Below are 18374 nucleotides of genomic sequence, written 5' to 3' on the forward strand. Positions count from 1 at the left end.
TTACTCTTCAAATTTAAAATTACCTTCAAGTTTTAATCCATCCGCAGACCAATAAAGTTCTTTGTCTTCTAACATTCTCTTAGTAATCAATTTTGAAATTTTTATCATTTGTTTCCTCTTAAAATCTAGTTCTGGATCAGATTGAATTGACCTAGTTGATTTTGGACCCCCATCTCCTAGTATAACTACTACATTTGAAAAGCGAATACACATTAGCCTTAATTTTTTTTTAGTTTCATCTGCTAATGCGCATACTCCATCTCCAGGTTTTCCATAATGATCTTTAAATAAATATTCTCTTGCTCCTAGATTTGAAATAGATTTGATTTTTTGAAATATTTCATCAATCCCTTGTTTGTATTTATCATCGTAGGAAGTAATAAAATTATCCAATAAAGTCGCTCCAGTTTTTAATTTAATAGTGTAGAAAGTACATTTACTTCCAGAGAGGGGTACTAACTCAATTAACTCAAATTCCATGCAAATTTATTATAAAATTGTCTAAAATTTTACTTTTAACTAAAATTTTGAATTTATTTGACGTTTTTGGATCGTCCTGGCTTAGCAAATATAATAAAAAAACGGCCCCTGGTTTCCCAGTGGCCGTCTGAGACTGTTCATCTCTCTAATACCCCAATCCGATCCAGCAGGTTATGCAGATCGATATCATTCGTCTATTAATGTTTAAAAAATTCAGGGTCACGGTAGGACTGGCCGGTAGCATAGCGAAGGAGCTTTGTGGCCTCCCCTATTACAACCAGGATGGTACCAAAGACTGCAGATGTCTGCAGACAAAGACCATATTGTTCGCAAATGGCCTGCAGATTTTCAGTTGAAAACATGATGTTGAAAGTACCAATTGCAGTACTTGTCCAGCCAAGGATCATTGTTTTTTTTCCACCAAGGACTTTGGAAAGTAGCAGCTGAGCTGCCCAGGAATAGATTTTATTCATTGTATGTAAGTTTTTGGGTTATGGAATTAAATCGAGGTTTGTCCAAAATTCTGTGTCTTCAGGTCCGGGCACATCCTTTTTTATTAAAAATACCGCCTTCTTCAAACAGGCTCCTGGTGAATCCATAGGCATTTACACCTAATTGAAGCCATTGGTACCATTCTGGCGAGTTTTTGGGCGGGACATAGTTTTGGCCATATCGTTGCTGAAATGCTCGTAGACGAGCTATGTATTCTTCTCTGAGCTTTTTCTTTTGGTTTTGCTGATAGTTATAATAAAACAATAAAAGTGCTCCAATCCCAAGACCACCGGCAATTAAAAATGCAGTATTTCTTTTCATTTTGAAAATAGAATTAAAGCAGCTGCAGCTGCGATTCCTAAATAGATTCCTTTTTTTGAATCCGGAGGATTTACCACCGGTGGACCTGGATCCACGATCACTGTCGGATTATCACCGGGAATGGTACCCGGTTGTGTAGTTTTTTTAGCAGGCTTACTTTTTAATGGATCCCGATTTTGAGCCGCTCGATAAATATCCTGCAGTTTATTTTCAAAAAATATTTCAGTACCGGTATACACCTGGAATGCTGGACCTTCGATTAAAACAGCTGAAGGAGTTGAACTGATGTTGTACCTGGTTGCAAGCTTATGTGCTGCATCATCTTTATTGGCTGCACCTGGAAGTAAATCTGCGTGAGTTATTCCAGCATTATTGGCTTTCAGGGATTCGATTTGATCTTTGACCAATTCGCAATGTGGACAATAAGGTTGAGTGAATATGATTAGTTCTGCGTAGCTCATTTGGATTTATTATTAAGTGCTTTAATTGTGGCCAGTGCTGCAATCAGCAAAATGATTGTCCACAGTGTTCTATTGGTACCTTTGGAATTAAGCTTGTATCCTGAATAACCTGTTAGTGCAGCAAACAAATACCAGGGTATATTAAATCCATCCAGTCCAATGGAATGCATGATGTCTTTAAGCCATTTTGGTAGTACATCAAAAGGGATTACTCCCCCACCGAAGCGTTTGTCACCAATTGGGAGTTTAAATAAAGTGGCATCACCGGTACCACCGTAAGCATCATCGATGTTATCGGAATTGAATGAATAGCGACTGGTAAGGATTTCTTCAATGACTTTTTTAAATTCAGCAAGACTTACATTTACTGGAAGCTTTCTGAATACTCGATACACTCCGGATTGATCATCAACATAGGAGAAAAAATAACCTTGTTCATTTGGAATGAGGTTAAAAGAATCTAAAATCAAGAATTGATACTCGGGATCATTGATTGAAGAAACCATATCAATGAAGCTGGCCGGTACTTGAGTTGTTCCGGAAGAGTCAAAAAAGATATTGATTTTCTTCATGTTGCAGTATTTAGACTATTTGATATTCCAGGTTCTTGATGATGGTTGTAGTATATGAAGCGATCAATTCAGCTTGATCTGTACGGTTTACTACTTTGCGGGCATTGTAATAATCTGCAGTAGCTCCATTTATAAATCGTGATAATGGAAGTCCAGTAAAGATTCCTTCCATCATTCCACGCACAGCAATGTCTGCAGATATTGCACGGTCCAAAGCAAGGTCAGGATTATTAACTAAATCAACTCGCAAGGCTTTACCCATGCGTTTGTAATTGTCCTCATGTGTAATTTGAATCAGGCCTCTTCCATAAAATCCGGTGTACCAATAAGCTTCCTGGAGTTGGTATAGTTTTGTACCTAGTTGGCCTCTTTTTTCCCGATCGAGAATCAATTTTGATTCATGCCAGGCTGTTCCAAGTATGTATGCGAGTTTTCTTAAATCTCGATCACCATAATCGATAAATGAAAGCACGATTTGTGCAATGCTTTTTGATTGGGCTTCTTTAAGAGGTCCAAATGATTTTGTAAAACTGTCCAGGAATAATTTTAACATAGCTTCATAATCGTTATAAGGTGAATTTGCTTTTGCTTTTTTTGAAAAAAGTAAAAGACCGGTCAATATGGCAATTGTAATTTTCCATGATTTTGTCATGCAATGATGTTTCCGGATTTTCTTGGTAGCCGGTTAAAGGAATTAATATTTTTAATTGAAGGAATTCCATTCATTCGGATGGTTTCAATTTCTGTGAAATCATCAAATTCAGAATCTACAATTGGTGTAGATCCTGGAATTCTTTTTGGCTTAGCAAAATGTTTAGCAACTAAATACACAGCTCCACCAAGGAGTAAGAGTTTTACAATACAAGATGTTTTCATCATTTACTATTTTTAATTTCCTTAATGTCTTGTTTCATTGCGTGGAGGCTATCTTTTACTTCAGCCAATTCTTCAGATATATTAGATAGATTGTGAGTGATTTTACTAAGTGCATCGGTTTGTACTTCAATATTTTTAATCAAAACCTGTACAAGCGGTTTCAATAAAAACCAAAGAACAAATCCAAGTACCATTGTAGGAACTCCAAACTGCGCGAATACTTTTACGACTTCCATTTCCATTTACAATTTTATTATTGTGTTTCAAACCAATTTGTTACTATTTGTGAATTTTCCTTTCGAATCGATGTGAATATTTCGTATTGATAGAATGTGGCCGGTTCCAAGTTTTCAAATAAATGACTGTTGAACTGACCTCCATTATAGTTTTGCCAAGGTTGCCATTCAGCATACACACCAGGTGATATTCGGATTCTGTACCTCAGTAAATAATTGCAGTATTGATCCGTTTCATCCCAAATAATCAAAGCAGTTGTAGTAGTTACTTCAACAGCGGTAACATTCTTAGGTGGATCAATTGACCAAGCATTCAAATGCATCGAGCAAAGCAAAATGATTATAAACTGTTTCATACTATGGATAGATTGCTCCGGTCAGGAATGATTGCAAAATTGCTGTGCGGGCAGTTGTACCGGCTGATTTAACAATGACATGGCTAGAGGTACAAGTTGCAAGACTTGGGCCTGTTTGCCAACCAAAACCAACCGCTGCCCCATCAATGTACCAGTAGTTATATCCTTCAATGTCCACTTCAATGCGGAGTGTATAATTTTTATTGGCTGCAACGGTTACACCTAGATCAATGGTTGTTTCAGAACCACCTGAATTTTTAGTAAAACCAAAGAAGCGGCCTCCATTTGTTCCATGTGTGTAACGAATTCCACAGGATGAATTTCCACCGGTTGCAGTATTGCCAGGATTGTTTGTGATTCGATATTCGTAAGTATATGTATTAGTTCCATCAGATAGTGCAGGAAAATTCACATTGCATTGTGTGTAAATAAATGCTTTGTTGAAGTAAGATAAAGTTCCTGCAGTATGATAAATTTCAGCAGCGCCAGTTGAGCTTGTAGAAGTTGACAATGTAAGACCTCCAAATGAGTTAGCTGAACTTGCAGTATTTGAAATAGATCCACCCGATGTTGCTGTACTTAATTCTGAATAATCTGAGGCTGTACTGGAATAAAGAGAAGAAAATAATTTTACTTCTTTTGTATTTTCTGAAGAATTTACCTTTGAAATAAACCAGCGTTGCAAAGTATTGTCATAAATGGCCGTTGCTTCTTCACCTGGATATACTGGAATTGTTTTTGGACATTTAATCCGATTGTTTCCTGTGCTCCATGTGTGTTCGCCGACAAAGAAAAATGGATAAGATCCGATGTTGATGAAAAGCTTTTTTTCACCATCAGATTGAGGAGCCATTCCAGCAATTGAGTTACAATTTACATCAGAGGCAAGCCTAATAATGTCTGCTGTTCCAAAACCAGTTGGATCCCAATCATGCTTTTGTTCATTTAAAGTCGTTGGCGTAATAATATTAGGAGTTGATGAAGTAGCCGCAGGATTTATTGAATCTCCGGATAAGGTAAAACCGTACCCAATTTTCAAAATTTGAGCCTCCCCTGTTCCAGAAGAGTATCGAGCAATGAATGATCTTGTAGGTATTGTATCTCCAATTGCCGGCAAGCCTTTTTGATTTACAAAATTCATTTCAGCTTGACAGTGTAATTTACTACAACAAGTTACCAGTATAATAAATGTTACAATTCCTATTATAACATTAACTAAGAGTTCTCTTGGGTCCGGAAAAGGGTTTCTTGAGTTTACCATGTGTATGAAAATATTGCGGTTCCAGAAACCCAAGTATAAGTCAGATTTTGACTAGCCAAATACTTGCATTTCTGCTCTGATTTTACAGAAAATATCATTCCACCAGATATTGTGAACGTTGTTGACGTTCCGTCATATTTTTTATTGGTTATCGTTCCAGATCCTCCTGTTTGGTATACAGTAAATGAGCTAAACTTTCCTAAGTTAAAAGTTACGGCACCCGCTACATTTTGAACTTGGTTTCCGTACATTCCTTTATATCGGCATCCTGCGATATCAGATATTTGATCGCAGGGAATCATTACAGAGGCCTCAGGTGGACACAGTACATTTTCGCCATATTGATTGATTGTATTTACAACTCCTCCTAATTCATTCCTGGTTACATCGTAGTATAAATAATCTTTGCAGTCTACAACTTCGAATGGATATTTACCACGATTAGTAGTAATTGAATCTAACATCAGATCAGTGTATTGACAAGTAATCACCCAACCATCAGAAGTAGACTTTGTATTTTCAACGGTAAATTTTCCGTAACGGTTTGTAGAAGCTAGCCACTTTTGAACGGTGTCTTGCAATTGTTTGTGATCAGGCTGGACCGTGGCAAAATAAGATCCGTTGATTGGAATGGTCGTTGTACCATTCATCATGTAAGAGATTGCTGTAATGGTATCCTTTGTTGGGATATGGCAATAATAAGTACACAGCGTGGAATCAGTACGAGCTATATAACAGTTTTGTGATGCTGGACGATCGCAATCATCTGATCGATTCGATTGGTAATTGCAATCTACACGACGGCCTAATAGTCCAAATGTTGATGCATCAGGATAAATTGGAGAAGTTCCGTAGTAAGGAAGTATGTAGTATACAGCACCGTTTTTTTCTTTACGAAATACTTCACAAACTTCTTCTGTGTTAATGCCAGATACTACTGAATTACCACCGGATTTAATGATGTATGTTGGAATTGGATCTTTGAGATTAACTGAAAAATAAGCTTCATTTAAATTGATTCTCCAATTGTTGTCTACAACATGGATTTGAAAATCTAAAGCGTATTGGCCTTTCAAAGCCCAGGTCGATGTATCAATATAGTGGATGCCTTTGCAGTTCATCCAATCTTTAATGTCATCAACAAAGCGAGTAGCTTCATTTGCAGTATTTCCGTAAGGATAGTTTAAAGGAATTGGAGTTTTAGATTTACCAGGTCCGATACCTTCGCCCAGGAATTCCTCATAGAAAATTGCTGCTAAAAATATATCATCATGGTATGACGATACATCTGATATTGCAAGCTGCCATTTTCTTTTATTACTGCTATTGGTAATGGTACGTAAGCGGCATTCACTTACACCATTCAATCTGAAACAAGGTATCACAGTGCCCGTAGGTGTATAAGTAGCCGTTCCGTCTGCAGTTTTCAGATACTCTGTTTTTAAATTGATGTTGACAATTTTTTGAAATTCAACTTGATTTGATGGACTAATTGAATCAACAAAACAATAAGATTGAATTTCCATATCATAGTTTAATCCTGCCTGGCTGAAAGCTTGTGCAATAAACCAAAGCAGGATTAAACCGATTAATCCTAACTTTTTCATGGGGTATAGATTTTATTAAGATTAGTCGCCTTTGCGGACTATTAAAAAAGTAGTGTTTCCATTAGTGGACGAATCATAATTAACTGAAGGGCAACCTAGCAATTCATTTGAAACGGGGTCTAATTGTGAATAACAAAACCACTTCATTCCAGGATATAAATCAATAGTGGTAGAGTTGCATGTGACTGTTCCTTTAACAGTTCCAATATTCATAATTTCGATAGAATGTTTTCCGGCTGGTGTCGAAATTACTCCTGTTGTATTTATAGCAGTTAAATTTATTAATGTTGTAGTAAGACGATCAGCATAACCAGCACAGTAGCCATCCATAGGTGTACCAGTTGGGGTGTATGTTGCACCTGTAGACGCGTTAAATGTACCTAAATAAGATCTTTGAGTTGCTCCTGTAGAATTTTTAGTGCCAATTCTAATCAATACGAAGTAAGGTGTTCCACCTGTAGCCGTTACCCAGTCACAATGTTCCAGGGCTAAGTATTGGTATGTCGAATCAGGAAATGATCCGCCGGATGTACACGGTCCGCTTAAGATTGTAGATGTCGGAGTGTATGACGATCCATCTGGTTTATAATTGCCGATGGTTACAGCAGTTTGTCCAGGGCGGTGAACATCTAAGCGATAAAATGTTGTTGCTGTGGCTGAATCGCAAAGCCAACGTTGTTCATAGTCATAAACTTGACCTTGCAAACCTGCTTGAGCGTTTGCAGTAACTAATGCTGCAGTAAGTGCAAGCATTAAAAGTAAAAATTTAAAAATGTGTTTCATTTTGGATATGGGTTTATTGGTTAAATTGAATCGGGGTTAACTGCTGAATTCGAAGGATATGAAACCATGATTTCAATATCATCTCCAGGATTCGGAGTAACTATAATTTCTTTTGATAATTCCCAGGTTTTAGTTACCGGATTTAATTGTGCGGTAAACGTATATGATCCACCGGGTCTTAATAATTCTGGATTTCCGGTACCATATTTAATTGTTGAATCAAACAAGCCTCTGGAAACAATAGTAACGATCATTGCTCCTGCAGGCACGGTTGTAGCTGCTGCAATTCTCCATTGCCTTGTTTTTGCAAAAGCATTGTTGTATGGATCGGTTCCACCACCGGCTCCAGCTTGTCCGGCACTAACACTTATTCCGAACATCAAGCAAATCATGATAAAAAGATTCCTTGTGGTTGATAAGATGAAGTGTATAGTTCACACAAAACAGATTCAATGATTTCCAAACGATTATTGCCAACAGCATTAAATGGATCTATAGGAAAATCGTAAGAGTAAATTTGATAATTGAGATCTGTATTGTTTGATGATCCAAACTGCAGTGATGAGTTTGGAGTTAATTTAATATTGCCATTGATGTAGCAATCAGTAGTGCCAACGTTTCTAAAAATGATAATGTTTCGAACGTTATCGATTTTACCATTTTTAAAAACAGCTGGACGTGTAAGTATGATAAATTCGTTTATGGGACGGCCATCTTTTGTTTTTAACTGTGCCCGTGGATTATCCTGGACTATGTTATTATTCCAAACCGGTAATTTGATTCCTACAATTTTTGCTATAACTGGATTCATCATAATTATAAGTTTGATAAAAGTGATTTTGCCATTGCAGGATTTTTTTCAATCCATGCAGCAAGTTTTTGCATGCAACCTGGAACATCATCAAAATGATTTTGAATGCGTGCAAGTGCATCATTAATTAAATCGATTTGTTGCTGTGTTAATTCGACTTGTTCAGGAGTGCCATTTATTGCGGTAGCAGGCATCTTTGCATTGATTCCTAAAAATTTATTTATTACTCCAACCAGAATTTCTTCAAGCGGCATGTTGTCTCCAAGGCGGTTAAGTATGCGATTAATTCCTGATCCTGCATTTTTTTCAGCAAGTTGCTCTTCGAGTTCTCGAATGCGGCGATCCTTTTCCATGGATTCAATTTTAGCATTTACTTGTTCGCCAATGTGATCTTCCAGTGATTTGCCATTAATGCCAAATGGAGTTACTGCGTGGATTCCTTGTATACCTGCAACTTGATTTGCAAATTCAATAAATTCCGTAGCTCCTACTGAACTTCCCCATTTTTCGGTAACAAAAACTGTTAACCGACCTCCGGACGGAGATTTACGATTAAGTGTTGCTTGTAAAATTTCCCATGATTCTTCTAAGTCATGTGTATCACTATTATAAGCAGCGCGATCTTTTAAATCTTTACCATGGCCATTCCATAATGACCAGAATGGTAATTTCATTTGAAAAAACCATTCTTTAACATCATTTACTGATCTCAGTGCTGCTTTCATAGTTGATTACAGTGGATTTTGACAATTTGCGTCTTCATCAGGCAAATAATACCAAACCAAAACGAATGATTCATTTGCAGTGATGGTAACACCATCAGCAATTTGGATGTAAGAAGAATTTGGAACAATGCCTCCAGGGATTGATAGTTGCATGTATTCACCAACACCTGCAGTACCATCTGCTTTTTTAGAAGCAAGTGCAATCGGAAAATCCCTGAGTGTATCACGTTGGCCGGATCGGATTGTCAAAAAAGCTGCATCCATTACAACATCTGAAACGATGGTTCGTCCTGATGGTGACTTGGAGTTAGTTAATTTTCGAATGACTGCAAGACCAATGATGTGCTTATTCTGAAGTAAGTTATTGTCATTTAATTGGATACGACGTTGTCCATCCATGACCACTTCTTCAGTATGTGTATAACGTGCAGGATGCGCTCTGAAATGCGGATCCATTTGTTGCATAAGTCCATTCATGTTTTTGTTTTTAAAAGGATTTGAAAATTAGGAGGCCTAAGGATAGGCCTCCTAATTCTAATTTATTTAAACCAAACGCAAGACGTTTATGCAGCGATTGGGCAGTTTCCTCCGCTGTTCATGAGGCCAGAGAAATTCCAACCATATAAATCAACTTCAAGTAAGTTGTAGTTTGCACCTCCTGCAATTGCAGCCTGGTACCCTTTCAACAATACTTTAAGTTGATTTACTTTATTGGTATCCATAACCAAGTTTGGAGCTGCTTGATGATAACCTTTGTCCTCTAAAGTTGGACCGTATGCAGGCCAGAATGGTTGAGCTGATGCTACCAATTCGTATTGTTGTCCAGGATTTCTGCGGAAGTTATCATTTAAGAATGACACAGTCCTTGCAGAATTGTCAGTCAAGATGTCGATGTTGCCATTAAACAATGCATACATTGAGTTAAGCTCATTGGCTACCGTTAAGTAGTTTGCATCTTCATGTGAAAACAATGGATACAAAAATTTATTCGTTGCATCCCATTTACGGTAACCTACACGAATAAATCCAACAAAGAATTCTACTTTATCAGGTAATAATTGCTCAAATGTTTGGATGTCAGTATTGGTTGCATTTTTATTTTTTGGATCCAATGTGTAAGAATTATTTGTATTGGATAATTCTTTTAACATTCTGCATGTGTATTGTTGCAATCCTAATTCTGAAATGTCCGAAACATTGTATTTAGCTTTGAAAGTTTCAACACAGCGAGAGAAAGCTGCACGAAGTGGATCTGGTGCCACTACCATCATAGAAGCACATGCAATTGATTCATGATCGAAAATAAATCCGCATGCAAGGGATGCTACAATTGCAAGCACAAGGCCAAGATATGTTTTTAAATTTTTCACGGTTACGATTTTGAGTTGATTAATTAATGAAATTGAAATTATGCGAATACGCTAGTGTGTGTGACTTCCTGAGCACAACCAACGCGCGTATGACCGCCAGCAATGAGTGGTCTTTGACGGGGTTCTAAAAGCCCATTCAATCCACCTGCTAATGCAGCTGGAGACGTTGATGGAAAAAATTTAGTGGTCAGATCGATGACTCCACCTGCCATAAGACCGTTTGCGATGTTTCCAACGGTACCTTTTTTGGATCCTAGAAATAAACCGATGCCAATTTTTGCAATTGATGCAACGGTTGCATTATTCTGAACCACGGTTAGATTGTTCAAGATGTTACTCGCAAACAACCCACCCGCCACTTCCAATGCGGGTTGGAAGTTTTTGAAATTGAGTTTTTTCATGCTTAATGAATTTATACGTGATTTAGATTTGTTACGATGAGAGCGTCTGCGTCTACCAATTCCACTTACAGCAGATTTGCGGGCACAAGACTTACAGGCTATGTTTCCAGAGCACATGACTTAAGATTTTTTCTTATTACGTGTGAATGTGCAATAGCCACCTGCAGGATTTTTCTTCACAAATGCAGATTTACCTGCACGTTTAGAAGAATTGGCAGATGCCTGAGCAGCTGCTTTTGTTTTACTGCAGGATTTTCTGGTGTAAACCTTACCAAATAATTTGGCCGTTGCACCAATTGCTTTTCGCGCCGCTGGTTTGCGAGCTACTTTGCGACGACCGGTAGTTGATTTTTTACGGCGTCCGATAGAAGATTTTTTTGCCATGATATGATTTTTGAGTTGATAAAAATTTATGTTTTGGCTTTATTGGATTGAGGTCCTTTAGAAGCTTTTGGTTTTACCTTCGGAGTTGGTTTGCTTGAAGCAACCGGCTCCACATTGCGAGTTCTGCGACGTCTTTGTCTCATGATTAGAATTTATTTTTTAAGAATTTGAGGTACTACAAATAAAGCAGCTGCACCACCCAGGATCCAGGGCAGGTAATCAGTGAATGAACTATCATCTAAACCAGATCCAGGTCCACCTGGGATACCTGAATCAAATCCAGACCAATCGGGACCATCTGCAGAAAACTCTGGAGATCCATATCCTCGATTGGAAGCTTCAAACGCAAGTTTGCGTTTATCCTTCATGTCGTTTTTAAATTGCTGTGCAGCTTTAATAGCTGCAGTCAAAAGGCCAATTAATGCAACTGCAATTGTTACAGGTTCATTAATTCGTGCTCTTGGATCGTTTAATTTTGATGCATTCTTCAAAATATCAATGCTATCTTTTGGAGTGATTTTATTTAAATCTGGTTTGGTTGCATTTTCTGCCATGATTCCATTTTCAACCATGATGCGAACATTGGACCGGTCGATGTATGCAAGCTGGCCAATGGAAGTAATTGCCAGTTTATGCAAAACAGTTTTGGTACCTACTGTATTAGGAGCTTCATTGGGTTTATCCACAAACTCATACAGTACGTGGTGTGAAGTTTTGCCAATGCGCTTATCTACAAGTTTTGCAAACTCCTGGCTTAATGCGCATTCGTCAAGATCCTTGTAGATTTTATTTCGCCATTCTCCAAGCTCCTTGTATCGTTTTCCATCTCGTTTATATGGATCTTGAAAAGACAATTGATTGAATTCTGATAGTAATTTTTTATTCTCAGGTGTGTTTAAAATATCATTGCAATTTTCAGGATACTTACCAGGACGTTCATAGGGAATTTCACCAATTCGATAATGGGTACCATTGATTCGAATATTTTTTGAGGCTTGCTGAATTTGCTCAATTAATATATTTAAACGAGGATCTATGTAGCCGGTTGGCAATGTATTGTTGTAATGAAAGTTTCCACGCTTTGCCTGAAAAATAATGTTACGTGCTTTTTGTAAGATTCCATCCGGATCACCATAAAATGATATCAGGATCCGTAGTTGCTCATCGAGTAGTTCCAGGGTAAGTAGGCCTCCTGTCAATGTAGTGATGTTGATATTGCGTTTAGGTGCAATGCCTTTAGGAGCATCAGCAATGCGCTGTGCTATTGTTGGTCGTGCATTGCCGATGATTGCAATTTTACCAGGTCCGCTTAATTGATATATTCGTGTAGGCATTTTATCCCATTTTTTTGTGTAATCAGCTTCATCATCATATTTTGTGTGAACTGAGTCGATAATAATTTCTCGACCTTTTAGATGTGCAATCACATAGACATGCGTAGGATCCGAATTTTGATTGTATGAAGTAAATCGGTATTTATACCGAACTCCAATGCATCGTAAAACAGAAGCGACGAAAAGACTAAAACTCTTACAATCTCCAAATCCATCCTTCCAGGTGACACGCGGATCTTTTACTTTTTCATAGCCTGGTTTATCTGCTATGTATTTGATGTTTTTACGCACCCAATACCACAAATCATAAAGTCCTTCATAGGTCGGTTCAAACTGTTGAGCAAAATCACACATGTAATTGCTCATCTTTCGATCCGATGACATGATGACATTTATTATGTCCCAGGTATTGCCATCCTTATGTCTTAAGACATTTTCACCATCCGGCTGAGGGATTAAGCTTGTATCAATAGATACTTTGCTTATACTCATGCAAATGGATTGATTTCCTTATCAATAGGGAAATCAACACCTTTTACAGTGAGATATCCTCGGATCCTGACACCTTGCAAATATTTACCACTTTTGATAATGTCTGCAATGGATGAACTGAGGTTTATTAGATTTAAAGCTGATTTTACACTTACAATGCTGATCCTGTGAGGCTCGATGACAACAGAACTGGAAATATTGATTGGAGCAAGTTCATTATTACCGTATGTCATGTATCCTGAAAATGCATCCAGAGGTAGTGCATAGGATGTATTGTTGCGGACATGAAGATTTAAGGTAAAAGGCACTCCGGTCAGGCTAACTTTTCCGAAGCTTAATGTTGCCTTATCAAGGCTAAGATTGTTTGAGATGTGCTTAGAAGCACTGGTAAAAAGCCAGTAACCGAATGCGCCAATGCCGATAAGAGCCAGTAGGTTTTTCAAATAGAACTTTTAAATGAAAAAACGTTAGGCTACGAAATTACCATTGACAAAGTGGAAATTGCCAATCAGAGCGAATTAACAGAAGTTAACCTGAGCTAGTTGAGGAATTTAGACTTTATAAAGGGAGTTAGCTTGAAGTATTCGAGGATTTTTTTGGTTTGGATGGTATCGAATTTGCGTTTTTGCTTGTATAAGTCAGGCTCTATTCCTAATGTTTTGAGGGCTTTATCTGTAAAATACTCCCGACGAAGGGCTGTATAGTCTATTTTACCTCCTGGATGGATCAGTCCGAGCCAGGTACATATTTGCTTTTTCGTTACAGTTATATCGAAAAACTCCATGATCACTAATTTGTCAATACAAAAATAGAAAAATAAGTGATATAAAAGTTATGTTAAATTAAAAAGGGCTATTTTTTTCTTTAAAACAATATAGTATCTTTGCGTCACCAAACTAGGATAACGATCTAGTTAACCTACCCTTATGCCGTATTAAAACCAAACTGTTTACCTAATTATTTTATTTCTATGAAGGATCGCAATCTTTATGGTGAAAATCTTCCCGATGATAGGTTTAATGAGCTAAAAATCTATGATTTGGCACTTGAAAATTTAGTTCAAATGCAAGATCCTGAAGTCTTTGAAAATTCAACAGCTGAGCATGCTTTAATTGTATTTGGTACAATATTTAAAAATTGCAATTCCAAATTGAAGGTATTTGCAGATAGATTTACAGGTAGAGTTTCAAATCAAAAATTTTTTTAAAATCATTGGAGGAATTTTTATTAAAAGAAGGTTCAAGTTTAGATATCATTTTTGAAAATGAACCAAATCAAGACTCTTTAGCTTTGAAATTAATTAATGGGTTCAAAGGCAAAGTTAATACTTATAGATTAAACCCCAAAGGTTTTAGTCATGAGTATCCTAATAAACCAGGCTATTTTTTAATTGGCGATGGAAAAATGTTTAGGTTGCAAAAATTGGAAAACCAAGAAAAATATAATGCATTTTGTTCTTTTAATAATCCAAAAATAGCTAATTCTCTGGAAAATATTTTCAATATTTTATTGAAGTATTCTACCCCAATCAATAATAATTAATTGAAAATTTATGTTAAATTTTCATGACTTCGGCCATATCTATGCAACTGCTGGAGCTTATAATTTAGCTAATGTTAGTTTTAATGAATTCGCTGACAAAATTTCTGATTTATTTTCTAATCCTATTAGGAATTCTGCATATAGTGAACGTTTTAAATTATCAAATAAAGTTAGGACTATTGTTGATTCCCATTATATAAGGGTTATTGGTAATGAAATTTCATTACCTGAAGAAATTACTTCCGGGTTTGAGTCATATTCTGAAGAGCTTAAACTTATTTCCGAATCAAATATTGATAGAGAGTATAAACCTAAATTTAGGCCTATGTATTTAATAGGTGGTTTGTTTTCTTTTATAGTATTATTAAATTCTGGATTTAGTCATTATTATGACGAACTCTATTTATATCAAAGTACATTTTCAATATCTATTTTTTGTTTAGTAATTTATGGCTATATTTTTTTAACAACATATTTCGGGGAACTTTCTTCTGTTTCAACATCATTTAGTTTAATTGCAATGTTGGTTGTAATTGGTTTTTCTTATTTCCCTATTATTAGTTTTGAAAATTGTAATTGCATTGTTTTTACTTCTTTATTTATAACACTTGGCCCATTGTTGCTACATACTATAAGAATTACGGGTTCAATGTTTATTCTGTTTAAACGAATTAGAAAATTAAACAAAGAGTATTCAAGTAAATTGGATAAACAAATCAATTCTATTGATACAGTGTTAGAAGCTCAATCAGAGATTGAAAGGTTGCAAGCCTTAATTGACAGTTTTAAAAAGCACTAAATAGATTTGGCCTATGATTGGCAAAAGCCAGAAATTGCATCAAAAGCAAATAATTTGATGCAAAATGTATACTAATCAGCGTTTTACGTCAATTTTTTAACTGATATAGAATAGGCCTCAGATGAGGCAATGTGCCCAAGCTATGATATAGTTACATGGAGTCTGGTATCTATGAGGTTAAATTATTGATTGTAGCGTTAATTTATTTGCGCTGGAGTAAATTTCTTTGCTCAATTATAAATAGCTTGATTCGTTGAATTCAATTTAATGTAGTATTCAATTTACTAATTTGCATTTACAAAATAATATATTGTAAATTGGCAAAACCACAGAATCACCACCCTAGCCATCCTGCACCGTGGAAATCCCCGAAATTTACAACTGCTCAAAAGTTTTTGGTAAACTGGGTTTTTGGTAAAACTTAGACATGCCTAAAAAAGTTCTTGGTAACTTTCCTACTTTCGATGATACTTTTACCAAAAACTTTTTTCAAATTCCTTAAAACTTGTAAGCCTAATTTATTATTAAAAATTGATTATAAAATTGTATATCAATTGATTAATAATTGTGAGTGTAGATTTTTACCAAAAACCCAAAAACTTTTTTGAAATCAGAAAAAATGGGGAAATTTTGTGAATATGTTGTTAATTTTTGCCTTATTGTTACCAATAACTCTCCTACTTTCATTTTCGTTTTTGGTAAAAAATGCGTGTTTTGGACACTCTTACCAAAAACTTTGCCTTTGGCCAGAGATCGATTTCAAAAAATGACTGTTTGGAAATTTTGTATTAAAGCAGGCTAATCAGTATAATGTATCATTAGTACTGATAATCACAAAATAATATTTACTAATAAAAATCCGAAATTCCTGATCCTCCTCGTCGTGATCCTGGTCGAGTGGTTGATTTTTATCTTAAATAGGCTTAGTATAACCTGGACTGCAGAATGTCCTGGTCGGAAATGTTGTATTTACATACAATGATATTGAATAGAATCATGAGGTTTCTGACGTCCTCTAAATTGTAGACGATAACATGTTGCTTTTTGATAGGATGCTCCCAGTCTTTCCAAATTGTAAAAACACTGGTTTTGTATTTGCGCTTTTTACGCACAATGGCGAAGAGTTCTTCAACGTAGGCCAGTTTATAGCTTCGAAGTCCTGGAAGTGATTTTCGGAAGACCTGAAGTGCATTGATGCAAATGATTTTATTGCGCAGATCGATCTCAAAATACTTTTCAAGCATAGCAATGTCCGGACCGTATACAATTACATAATTTACTCCCTTCAGGAGTTGCATAAAATATTTTTTAGTGAGCTTAGGTCCGTATATCGAACCTACAGAGCCATCAGAATAGGCATATCCGATGAGAAATATATTTTGATCGAGTGTCCATTCACAATCCAGATAGAGTGTCATTGCTTTTAATTTTTCGTTCTTTCAAAAGAAATTCTAATAGAGTTTCTTTAGTTTCATTTTCTAAAGCTTCATCGAGTTGTTTTTCCAATAATTTTAAATCAAGCATGGGTTAGATTTTATTTAAAAAAAAGGAGCGAACATCATTATGCATCGCTCCTCAAACAAAATATTTATAATATGAATTATAAAGGCATTAAATAACCCAGCCATTTTTTGGCCGGACTTCCATTTTTTGTCTACCGCCGGCATCCATGTACCAGATCCGTTCCCAGTTTAATTTTTTAAATGCAATTACATGTTGATAAGACATTGGAATATTGCGCATGTCAGCAAGTACTCCATTCAATGGATTGCGAGCCAGGATCGATACCGGTACTGAAGGAATTACGAATGGCTTTACCAGGAATGATTTGATTTCGTAATTATTGACAATTTTATTGATCGCTGTTTCCAGTCCCGGTTTAATATACATGTAAGCAGGAACGATAAGACCATCAACAATTGCATACGATGCAAAAGCATGATGTTGGTTTTCAATCCAAAGGTCTACGGTGCGCTGAGGTAGTGTTCCTTCATAAGCAAAGAAAATTTCAACTACATCATGATTAGAGGATCCATATCCTCCGGTAGCGATGATATTAGCTTTTTTAATGCCAATGCTTAAAAGCATATTTTCAACAAAATCATTGTTGATTTCATCAATTCCTATTTGGAATGCTTTGCCAAGATACTTGATAGTAACTCGTTCATTTGGGTTGTAATTGTATGCAGTCTTATAGATAAGATTGCCTGTAACAATTCTAGTCATGATTTTTGATTTATTTAATGAAAAAAGATTTAGTAATTTTTTTAATGGATGGTATTTGATAGAAGTGTTATAAACAAAATCCAGATACTCCTGCCTGTGTGCAAGTGATTGTCCACACAACCAAGTAAGAGTATCTGGATTGGAAAATGTCATAACTGGCCGTGATCAGCAAATGAATAATATGAATCCGGAGTAATGATGATGTGGTCCATCAGTTTGATATCAATCAAAGCAGCACCTGCAGCAATTCTTTTGGTAAGCTCGATGTCTTGATTTGATGGATAAAGGCTTCCGGAAGGATGATTGTGGCTTATCATAATGCTACATGCGCCGGATATTAAAGCGGTAGTTAGCATTATGCGAGGATCCGCAACCGTGCCGGTGATTCCTCCGGTAGAAACTTTGACATAGCCAAGTGTTTTATTTGCACGGTTCAAAAGCAGCAAAAGAAACTCTTCGCGATATTCAATGAGATCAGCATCATAGAATTTGCGGAATAAATCTGCAGCTTCAGAAGAATCCTTAATAGAGATTTTTTGAAATTCACCTGATTTATACTTCAGGGTTATTTCAGGCAGTACATTTTTTTTGTAATCATTCATAATATTGAAGTTTGTAAGCACTTCAATACCTGGTCGAGCATTACTATGCAAGGTCATGGCAACAAAAAATACGACCCTTATAATCTCACTAATTAGGGTGGAGATTTTTTGTGCCATGCCTATAAGGGAAACCTTGCATAGAACCTGAGTATAGCTATACATTTGCTTACTAAACTCAATAGAATGAATTACAAAATGCCTGACAATAATATGAGTTGATATGTGATTTAAAAAAATCATCAT

28 protein-coding genes are annotated in these 18374 nt (G+C 36.2%); 3 read left to right on the forward strand and 25 right to left on the reverse strand.

All coding sequences use genetic code 11. The features are described 5' to 3' along the window. From IPJ80_12830 to IPJ80_12935, 22 genes are all read right to left on the reverse strand, one after another. Complete coding sequence (locus tag IPJ80_12830; protein ID MBK7914366.1) at window positions 1-480, reverse strand: hypothetical protein; 480 nt, start codon at window positions 478-480, stop codon at window positions 1-3. Window positions 481-677: 197 nt separating this feature from the next. Beyond that, on the reverse strand, window positions 678-953 hold the full coding sequence (locus tag IPJ80_12835; GenBank protein ID MBK7914367.1) for a hypothetical protein: 276 nt from the start codon (window positions 951-953) through the stop codon (window positions 678-680). A gap of 58 nt (window positions 954-1011) precedes the next feature. Continuing rightward, a complete protein-coding gene (locus IPJ80_12840) occupies window positions 1012-1293 on the reverse strand; it encodes a hypothetical protein (GenBank protein MBK7914368.1) in 282 nt (93 codons plus the stop codon). Then, the gene (locus IPJ80_12845) at window positions 1290-1754 is read right to left on the reverse strand and encodes a hypothetical protein (protein MBK7914369.1); all 465 of its coding nucleotides are present in this window, start codon (window positions 1752-1754) and stop codon (window positions 1290-1292) included. The genes IPJ80_12840 and IPJ80_12845 overlap by 4 nt, the downstream gene beginning before the upstream one ends. Then, on the reverse strand, window positions 1751-2326 hold the full coding sequence (locus IPJ80_12850) for a hypothetical protein (GenBank protein ID MBK7914370.1): 576 nt from the start codon (window positions 2324-2326) through the stop codon (window positions 1751-1753). Before IPJ80_12850 ends, IPJ80_12845 begins: the two co-directional genes overlap by 4 nt. 10 nt (window positions 2327-2336) lie before the next feature. Continuing rightward, complete coding sequence (locus IPJ80_12855; protein ID MBK7914371.1) at window positions 2337-2978, reverse strand: hypothetical protein; 642 nt, start codon at window positions 2976-2978, stop codon at window positions 2337-2339. After that, window positions 2975-3205, reverse strand: coding sequence for a hypothetical protein (locus IPJ80_12860; protein ID MBK7914372.1), 231 nt, complete (start codon window positions 3203-3205; stop codon window positions 2975-2977). The genes IPJ80_12855 and IPJ80_12860 overlap by 4 nt, the downstream gene beginning before the upstream one ends. After that, window positions 3202-3438 carry a hypothetical protein gene (locus tag IPJ80_12865; protein MBK7914373.1) on the reverse strand — a complete coding sequence of 79 codons (237 nt, stop codon included), beginning with the start codon at window positions 3436-3438 and terminating at the stop codon, window positions 3202-3204. Before IPJ80_12865 ends, IPJ80_12860 begins: the two co-directional genes overlap by 4 nt. 17 nt (window positions 3439-3455) lie before the next feature. Then, on the reverse strand, window positions 3456-3794 hold the full coding sequence (locus tag IPJ80_12870) for a fibronectin type III domain-containing protein (protein MBK7914374.1): 339 nt from the start codon (window positions 3792-3794) through the stop codon (window positions 3456-3458). Window position 3795: 1 nt separating this feature from the next. Then, complete coding sequence (locus tag IPJ80_12875) at window positions 3796-5055, reverse strand: hypothetical protein (GenBank protein MBK7914375.1); 1260 nt, start codon at window positions 5053-5055, stop codon at window positions 3796-3798. Then, window positions 5049-6662, reverse strand: coding sequence for a hypothetical protein (locus IPJ80_12880; GenBank protein ID MBK7914376.1), 1614 nt, complete (start codon window positions 6660-6662; stop codon window positions 5049-5051). Before IPJ80_12880 ends, IPJ80_12875 begins: the two co-directional genes overlap by 7 nt. 21 nt (window positions 6663-6683) lie before the next feature. Next, complete coding sequence (locus IPJ80_12885) at window positions 6684-7445, reverse strand: hypothetical protein (protein MBK7914377.1); 762 nt, start codon at window positions 7443-7445, stop codon at window positions 6684-6686. 20 nt (window positions 7446-7465) lie between these two features. Then, window positions 7466-7825, reverse strand: coding sequence for a hypothetical protein (locus tag IPJ80_12890; protein ID MBK7914378.1), 360 nt, complete (start codon window positions 7823-7825; stop codon window positions 7466-7468). Between the two features lie 8 nt (window positions 7826-7833). Next, window positions 7834-8259, reverse strand: coding sequence for a hypothetical protein (locus IPJ80_12895; protein MBK7914379.1), 426 nt, complete (start codon window positions 8257-8259; stop codon window positions 7834-7836). A gap of 2 nt (window positions 8260-8261) precedes the next feature. Continuing rightward, window positions 8262-8981, reverse strand: a complete 720-nt coding sequence (locus tag IPJ80_12900) for a hypothetical protein (protein ID MBK7914380.1) — start codon at window positions 8979-8981, stop codon at window positions 8262-8264. Window positions 8982-8987: 6 nt separating this feature from the next. Next, window positions 8988-9458 carry a hypothetical protein gene (locus tag IPJ80_12905; protein ID MBK7914381.1) on the reverse strand — a complete coding sequence of 157 codons (471 nt, stop codon included), beginning with the start codon at window positions 9456-9458 and terminating at the stop codon, window positions 8988-8990. 86 nt (window positions 9459-9544) lie between these two features. Further along, window positions 9545-10351 carry a hypothetical protein gene (locus tag IPJ80_12910; GenBank protein ID MBK7914382.1) on the reverse strand — a complete coding sequence of 269 codons (807 nt, stop codon included), beginning with the start codon at window positions 10349-10351 and terminating at the stop codon, window positions 9545-9547. Between the two features lie 38 nt (window positions 10352-10389). After that, on the reverse strand, window positions 10390-10752 hold the full coding sequence (locus IPJ80_12915) for a hypothetical protein (GenBank protein MBK7914383.1): 363 nt from the start codon (window positions 10750-10752) through the stop codon (window positions 10390-10392). Window positions 10753-10872: 120 nt separating this feature from the next. After that, window positions 10873-11136, reverse strand: coding sequence for a hypothetical protein (locus IPJ80_12920; GenBank protein ID MBK7914384.1), 264 nt, complete (start codon window positions 11134-11136; stop codon window positions 10873-10875). A gap of 152 nt (window positions 11137-11288) precedes the next feature. Next, complete coding sequence (locus tag IPJ80_12925) at window positions 11289-12962, reverse strand: transglutaminase domain-containing protein (GenBank protein ID MBK7914385.1); 1674 nt, start codon at window positions 12960-12962, stop codon at window positions 11289-11291. Next, window positions 12959-13405, reverse strand: coding sequence for an LEA type 2 family protein (locus tag IPJ80_12930; GenBank protein MBK7914386.1), 447 nt, complete (start codon window positions 13403-13405; stop codon window positions 12959-12961). Before IPJ80_12930 ends, IPJ80_12925 begins: the two co-directional genes overlap by 4 nt. Before the next feature lie 95 nt (window positions 13406-13500). Further along, complete coding sequence (locus tag IPJ80_12935; GenBank protein ID MBK7914387.1) at window positions 13501-13746, reverse strand: hypothetical protein; 246 nt, start codon at window positions 13744-13746, stop codon at window positions 13501-13503. Between the two features lie 186 nt (window positions 13747-13932). Here IPJ80_12935 and IPJ80_12940 point away from each other — a divergent pair, with 186 nt between their 5' ends. From IPJ80_12940 to IPJ80_12950, 3 genes are read left to right on the forward strand one after another with little or no spacing between them, the layout of a single operon-like run. Beyond that, window positions 13933-14169, forward strand: a complete 237-nt coding sequence (locus IPJ80_12940) for a hypothetical protein (protein ID MBK7914388.1) — start codon at window positions 13933-13935, stop codon at window positions 14167-14169. Window positions 14170-14174: 5 nt separating this feature from the next. Continuing rightward, a complete protein-coding gene (locus IPJ80_12945; protein ID MBK7914389.1) occupies window positions 14175-14504 on the forward strand; it encodes a hypothetical protein in 330 nt (109 codons plus the stop codon). 10 nt (window positions 14505-14514) lie between these two features. Continuing rightward, entirely contained in the window at window positions 14515-15303 is a 789-nt protein-coding gene (locus IPJ80_12950) for a hypothetical protein (protein MBK7914390.1), read from the forward strand. Window positions 15304-16226: 923 nt separating this feature from the next. Here the strand turns inward: IPJ80_12950 and IPJ80_12955 are convergent. The 3 genes from IPJ80_12955 to IPJ80_12965 form a co-directional block, all read right to left on the reverse strand. After that, window positions 16227-16721: a ribonuclease H-like domain-containing protein gene (locus IPJ80_12955; GenBank protein MBK7914391.1), complete on the reverse strand. Its 495-nt coding sequence runs from the start codon at window positions 16719-16721 to the stop codon at window positions 16227-16229. Window positions 16722-16914: 193 nt separating this feature from the next. Further along, the gene (locus IPJ80_12960) at window positions 16915-17682 is read right to left on the reverse strand and encodes a hypothetical protein (GenBank protein MBK7914392.1); all 768 of its coding nucleotides are present in this window, start codon (window positions 17680-17682) and stop codon (window positions 16915-16917) included. Then, a complete protein-coding gene (locus IPJ80_12965; protein ID MBK7914393.1) occupies window positions 17679-18131 on the reverse strand; it encodes a JAB domain-containing protein in 453 nt (150 codons plus the stop codon). The genes IPJ80_12960 and IPJ80_12965 overlap by 4 nt, the downstream gene beginning before the upstream one ends. Window positions 18132-18374: the final 243 nt, after the last annotated feature.

It is taken from the genome of Saprospiraceae bacterium (genome assembly GCA_016714025.1).
Taxonomy (GTDB): domain Bacteria; phylum Bacteroidota; class Bacteroidia; order Chitinophagales; family Saprospiraceae; genus Vicinibacter.

Excerpts from the sequence above, each read along its gene's own strand:
- IPJ80_12830 (MBK7914366.1), bottom strand. The coding sequence starts at position 480 with ATGGAATTTGAGTTAATTGAGTTAGTACCCCTCTCTGGAAGTAAATGT.
- IPJ80_12835 (MBK7914367.1), bottom strand. The coding sequence starts at position 953 with ATGAATAAAATCTATTCCTGGGCAGCTCAGCTGCTACTTTCCAAAGTC.
- IPJ80_12840 (MBK7914368.1), bottom strand. The coding sequence starts at position 1,293 with ATGAAAAGAAATACTGCATTTTTAATTGCCGGTGGTCTTGGGATTGGA.
- IPJ80_12845 (MBK7914369.1), bottom strand. The coding sequence starts at position 1,754 with ATGAGCTACGCAGAACTAATCATATTCACTCAACCTTATTGTCCACAT.
- IPJ80_12850 (MBK7914370.1), bottom strand. The coding sequence starts at position 2,326 with ATGAAGAAAATCAATATCTTTTTTGACTCTTCCGGAACAACTCAAGTA.
- IPJ80_12855 (MBK7914371.1), bottom strand. The coding sequence starts at position 2,978 with ATGACAAAATCATGGAAAATTACAATTGCCATATTGACCGGTCTTTTA.
- IPJ80_12860 (MBK7914372.1), bottom strand. The coding sequence starts at position 3,205 with ATGATGAAAACATCTTGTATTGTAAAACTCTTACTCCTTGGTGGAGCT.
- IPJ80_12865 (MBK7914373.1), bottom strand. The coding sequence starts at position 3,438 with ATGGAAGTCGTAAAAGTATTCGCGCAGTTTGGAGTTCCTACAATGGTA.
- IPJ80_12870 (MBK7914374.1), bottom strand. The coding sequence starts at position 3,794 with ATGAAACAGTTTATAATCATTTTGCTTTGCTCGATGCATTTGAATGCT.
- IPJ80_12875 (MBK7914375.1), bottom strand. The coding sequence starts at position 5,055 with ATGGTAAACTCAAGAAACCCTTTTCCGGACCCAAGAGAACTCTTAGTT.
- IPJ80_12880 (MBK7914376.1), bottom strand. The coding sequence starts at position 6,662 with ATGAAAAAGTTAGGATTAATCGGTTTAATCCTGCTTTGGTTTATTGCA.
- IPJ80_12885 (MBK7914377.1), bottom strand. The coding sequence starts at position 7,445 with ATGAAACACATTTTTAAATTTTTACTTTTAATGCTTGCACTTACTGCA.
- IPJ80_12890 (MBK7914378.1), bottom strand. The coding sequence starts at position 7,825 with ATGTTCGGAATAAGTGTTAGTGCCGGACAAGCTGGAGCCGGTGGTGGA.
- IPJ80_12895 (MBK7914379.1), bottom strand. The coding sequence starts at position 8,259 with ATGATGAATCCAGTTATAGCAAAAATTGTAGGAATCAAATTACCGGTT.
- IPJ80_12900 (MBK7914380.1), bottom strand. The coding sequence starts at position 8,981 with ATGAAAGCAGCACTGAGATCAGTAAATGATGTTAAAGAATGGTTTTTT.
- IPJ80_12905 (MBK7914381.1), bottom strand. The coding sequence starts at position 9,458 with ATGAATGGACTTATGCAACAAATGGATCCGCATTTCAGAGCGCATCCT.
- IPJ80_12915 (MBK7914383.1), bottom strand. The coding sequence starts at position 10,752 with ATGAAAAAACTCAATTTCAAAAACTTCCAACCCGCATTGGAAGTGGCG.
- IPJ80_12920 (MBK7914384.1), bottom strand. The coding sequence starts at position 11,136 with ATGGCAAAAAAATCTTCTATCGGACGCCGTAAAAAATCAACTACCGGT.
- IPJ80_12925 (MBK7914385.1), bottom strand. The coding sequence starts at position 12,962 with ATGAGTATAAGCAAAGTATCTATTGATACAAGCTTAATCCCTCAGCCG.
- IPJ80_12935 (MBK7914387.1), bottom strand. The coding sequence starts at position 13,746 with ATGGAGTTTTTCGATATAACTGTAACGAAAAAGCAAATATGTACCTGG.
- IPJ80_12940 (MBK7914388.1), top strand. The coding sequence starts at position 13,933 with ATGAAGGATCGCAATCTTTATGGTGAAAATCTTCCCGATGATAGGTTT.
- IPJ80_12950 (MBK7914390.1), top strand. The coding sequence starts at position 14,515 with ATGTTAAATTTTCATGACTTCGGCCATATCTATGCAACTGCTGGAGCT.
- IPJ80_12955 (MBK7914391.1), bottom strand. The coding sequence starts at position 16,721 with ATGACACTCTATCTGGATTGTGAATGGACACTCGATCAAAATATATTT.
- IPJ80_12960 (MBK7914392.1), bottom strand. The coding sequence starts at position 17,682 with ATGACATTTTCCAATCCAGATACTCTTACTTGGTTGTGTGGACAATCA.
- IPJ80_12965 (MBK7914393.1), bottom strand. The coding sequence starts at position 18,131 with ATGAATGATTACAAAAAAAATGTACTGCCTGAAATAACCCTGAAGTAT.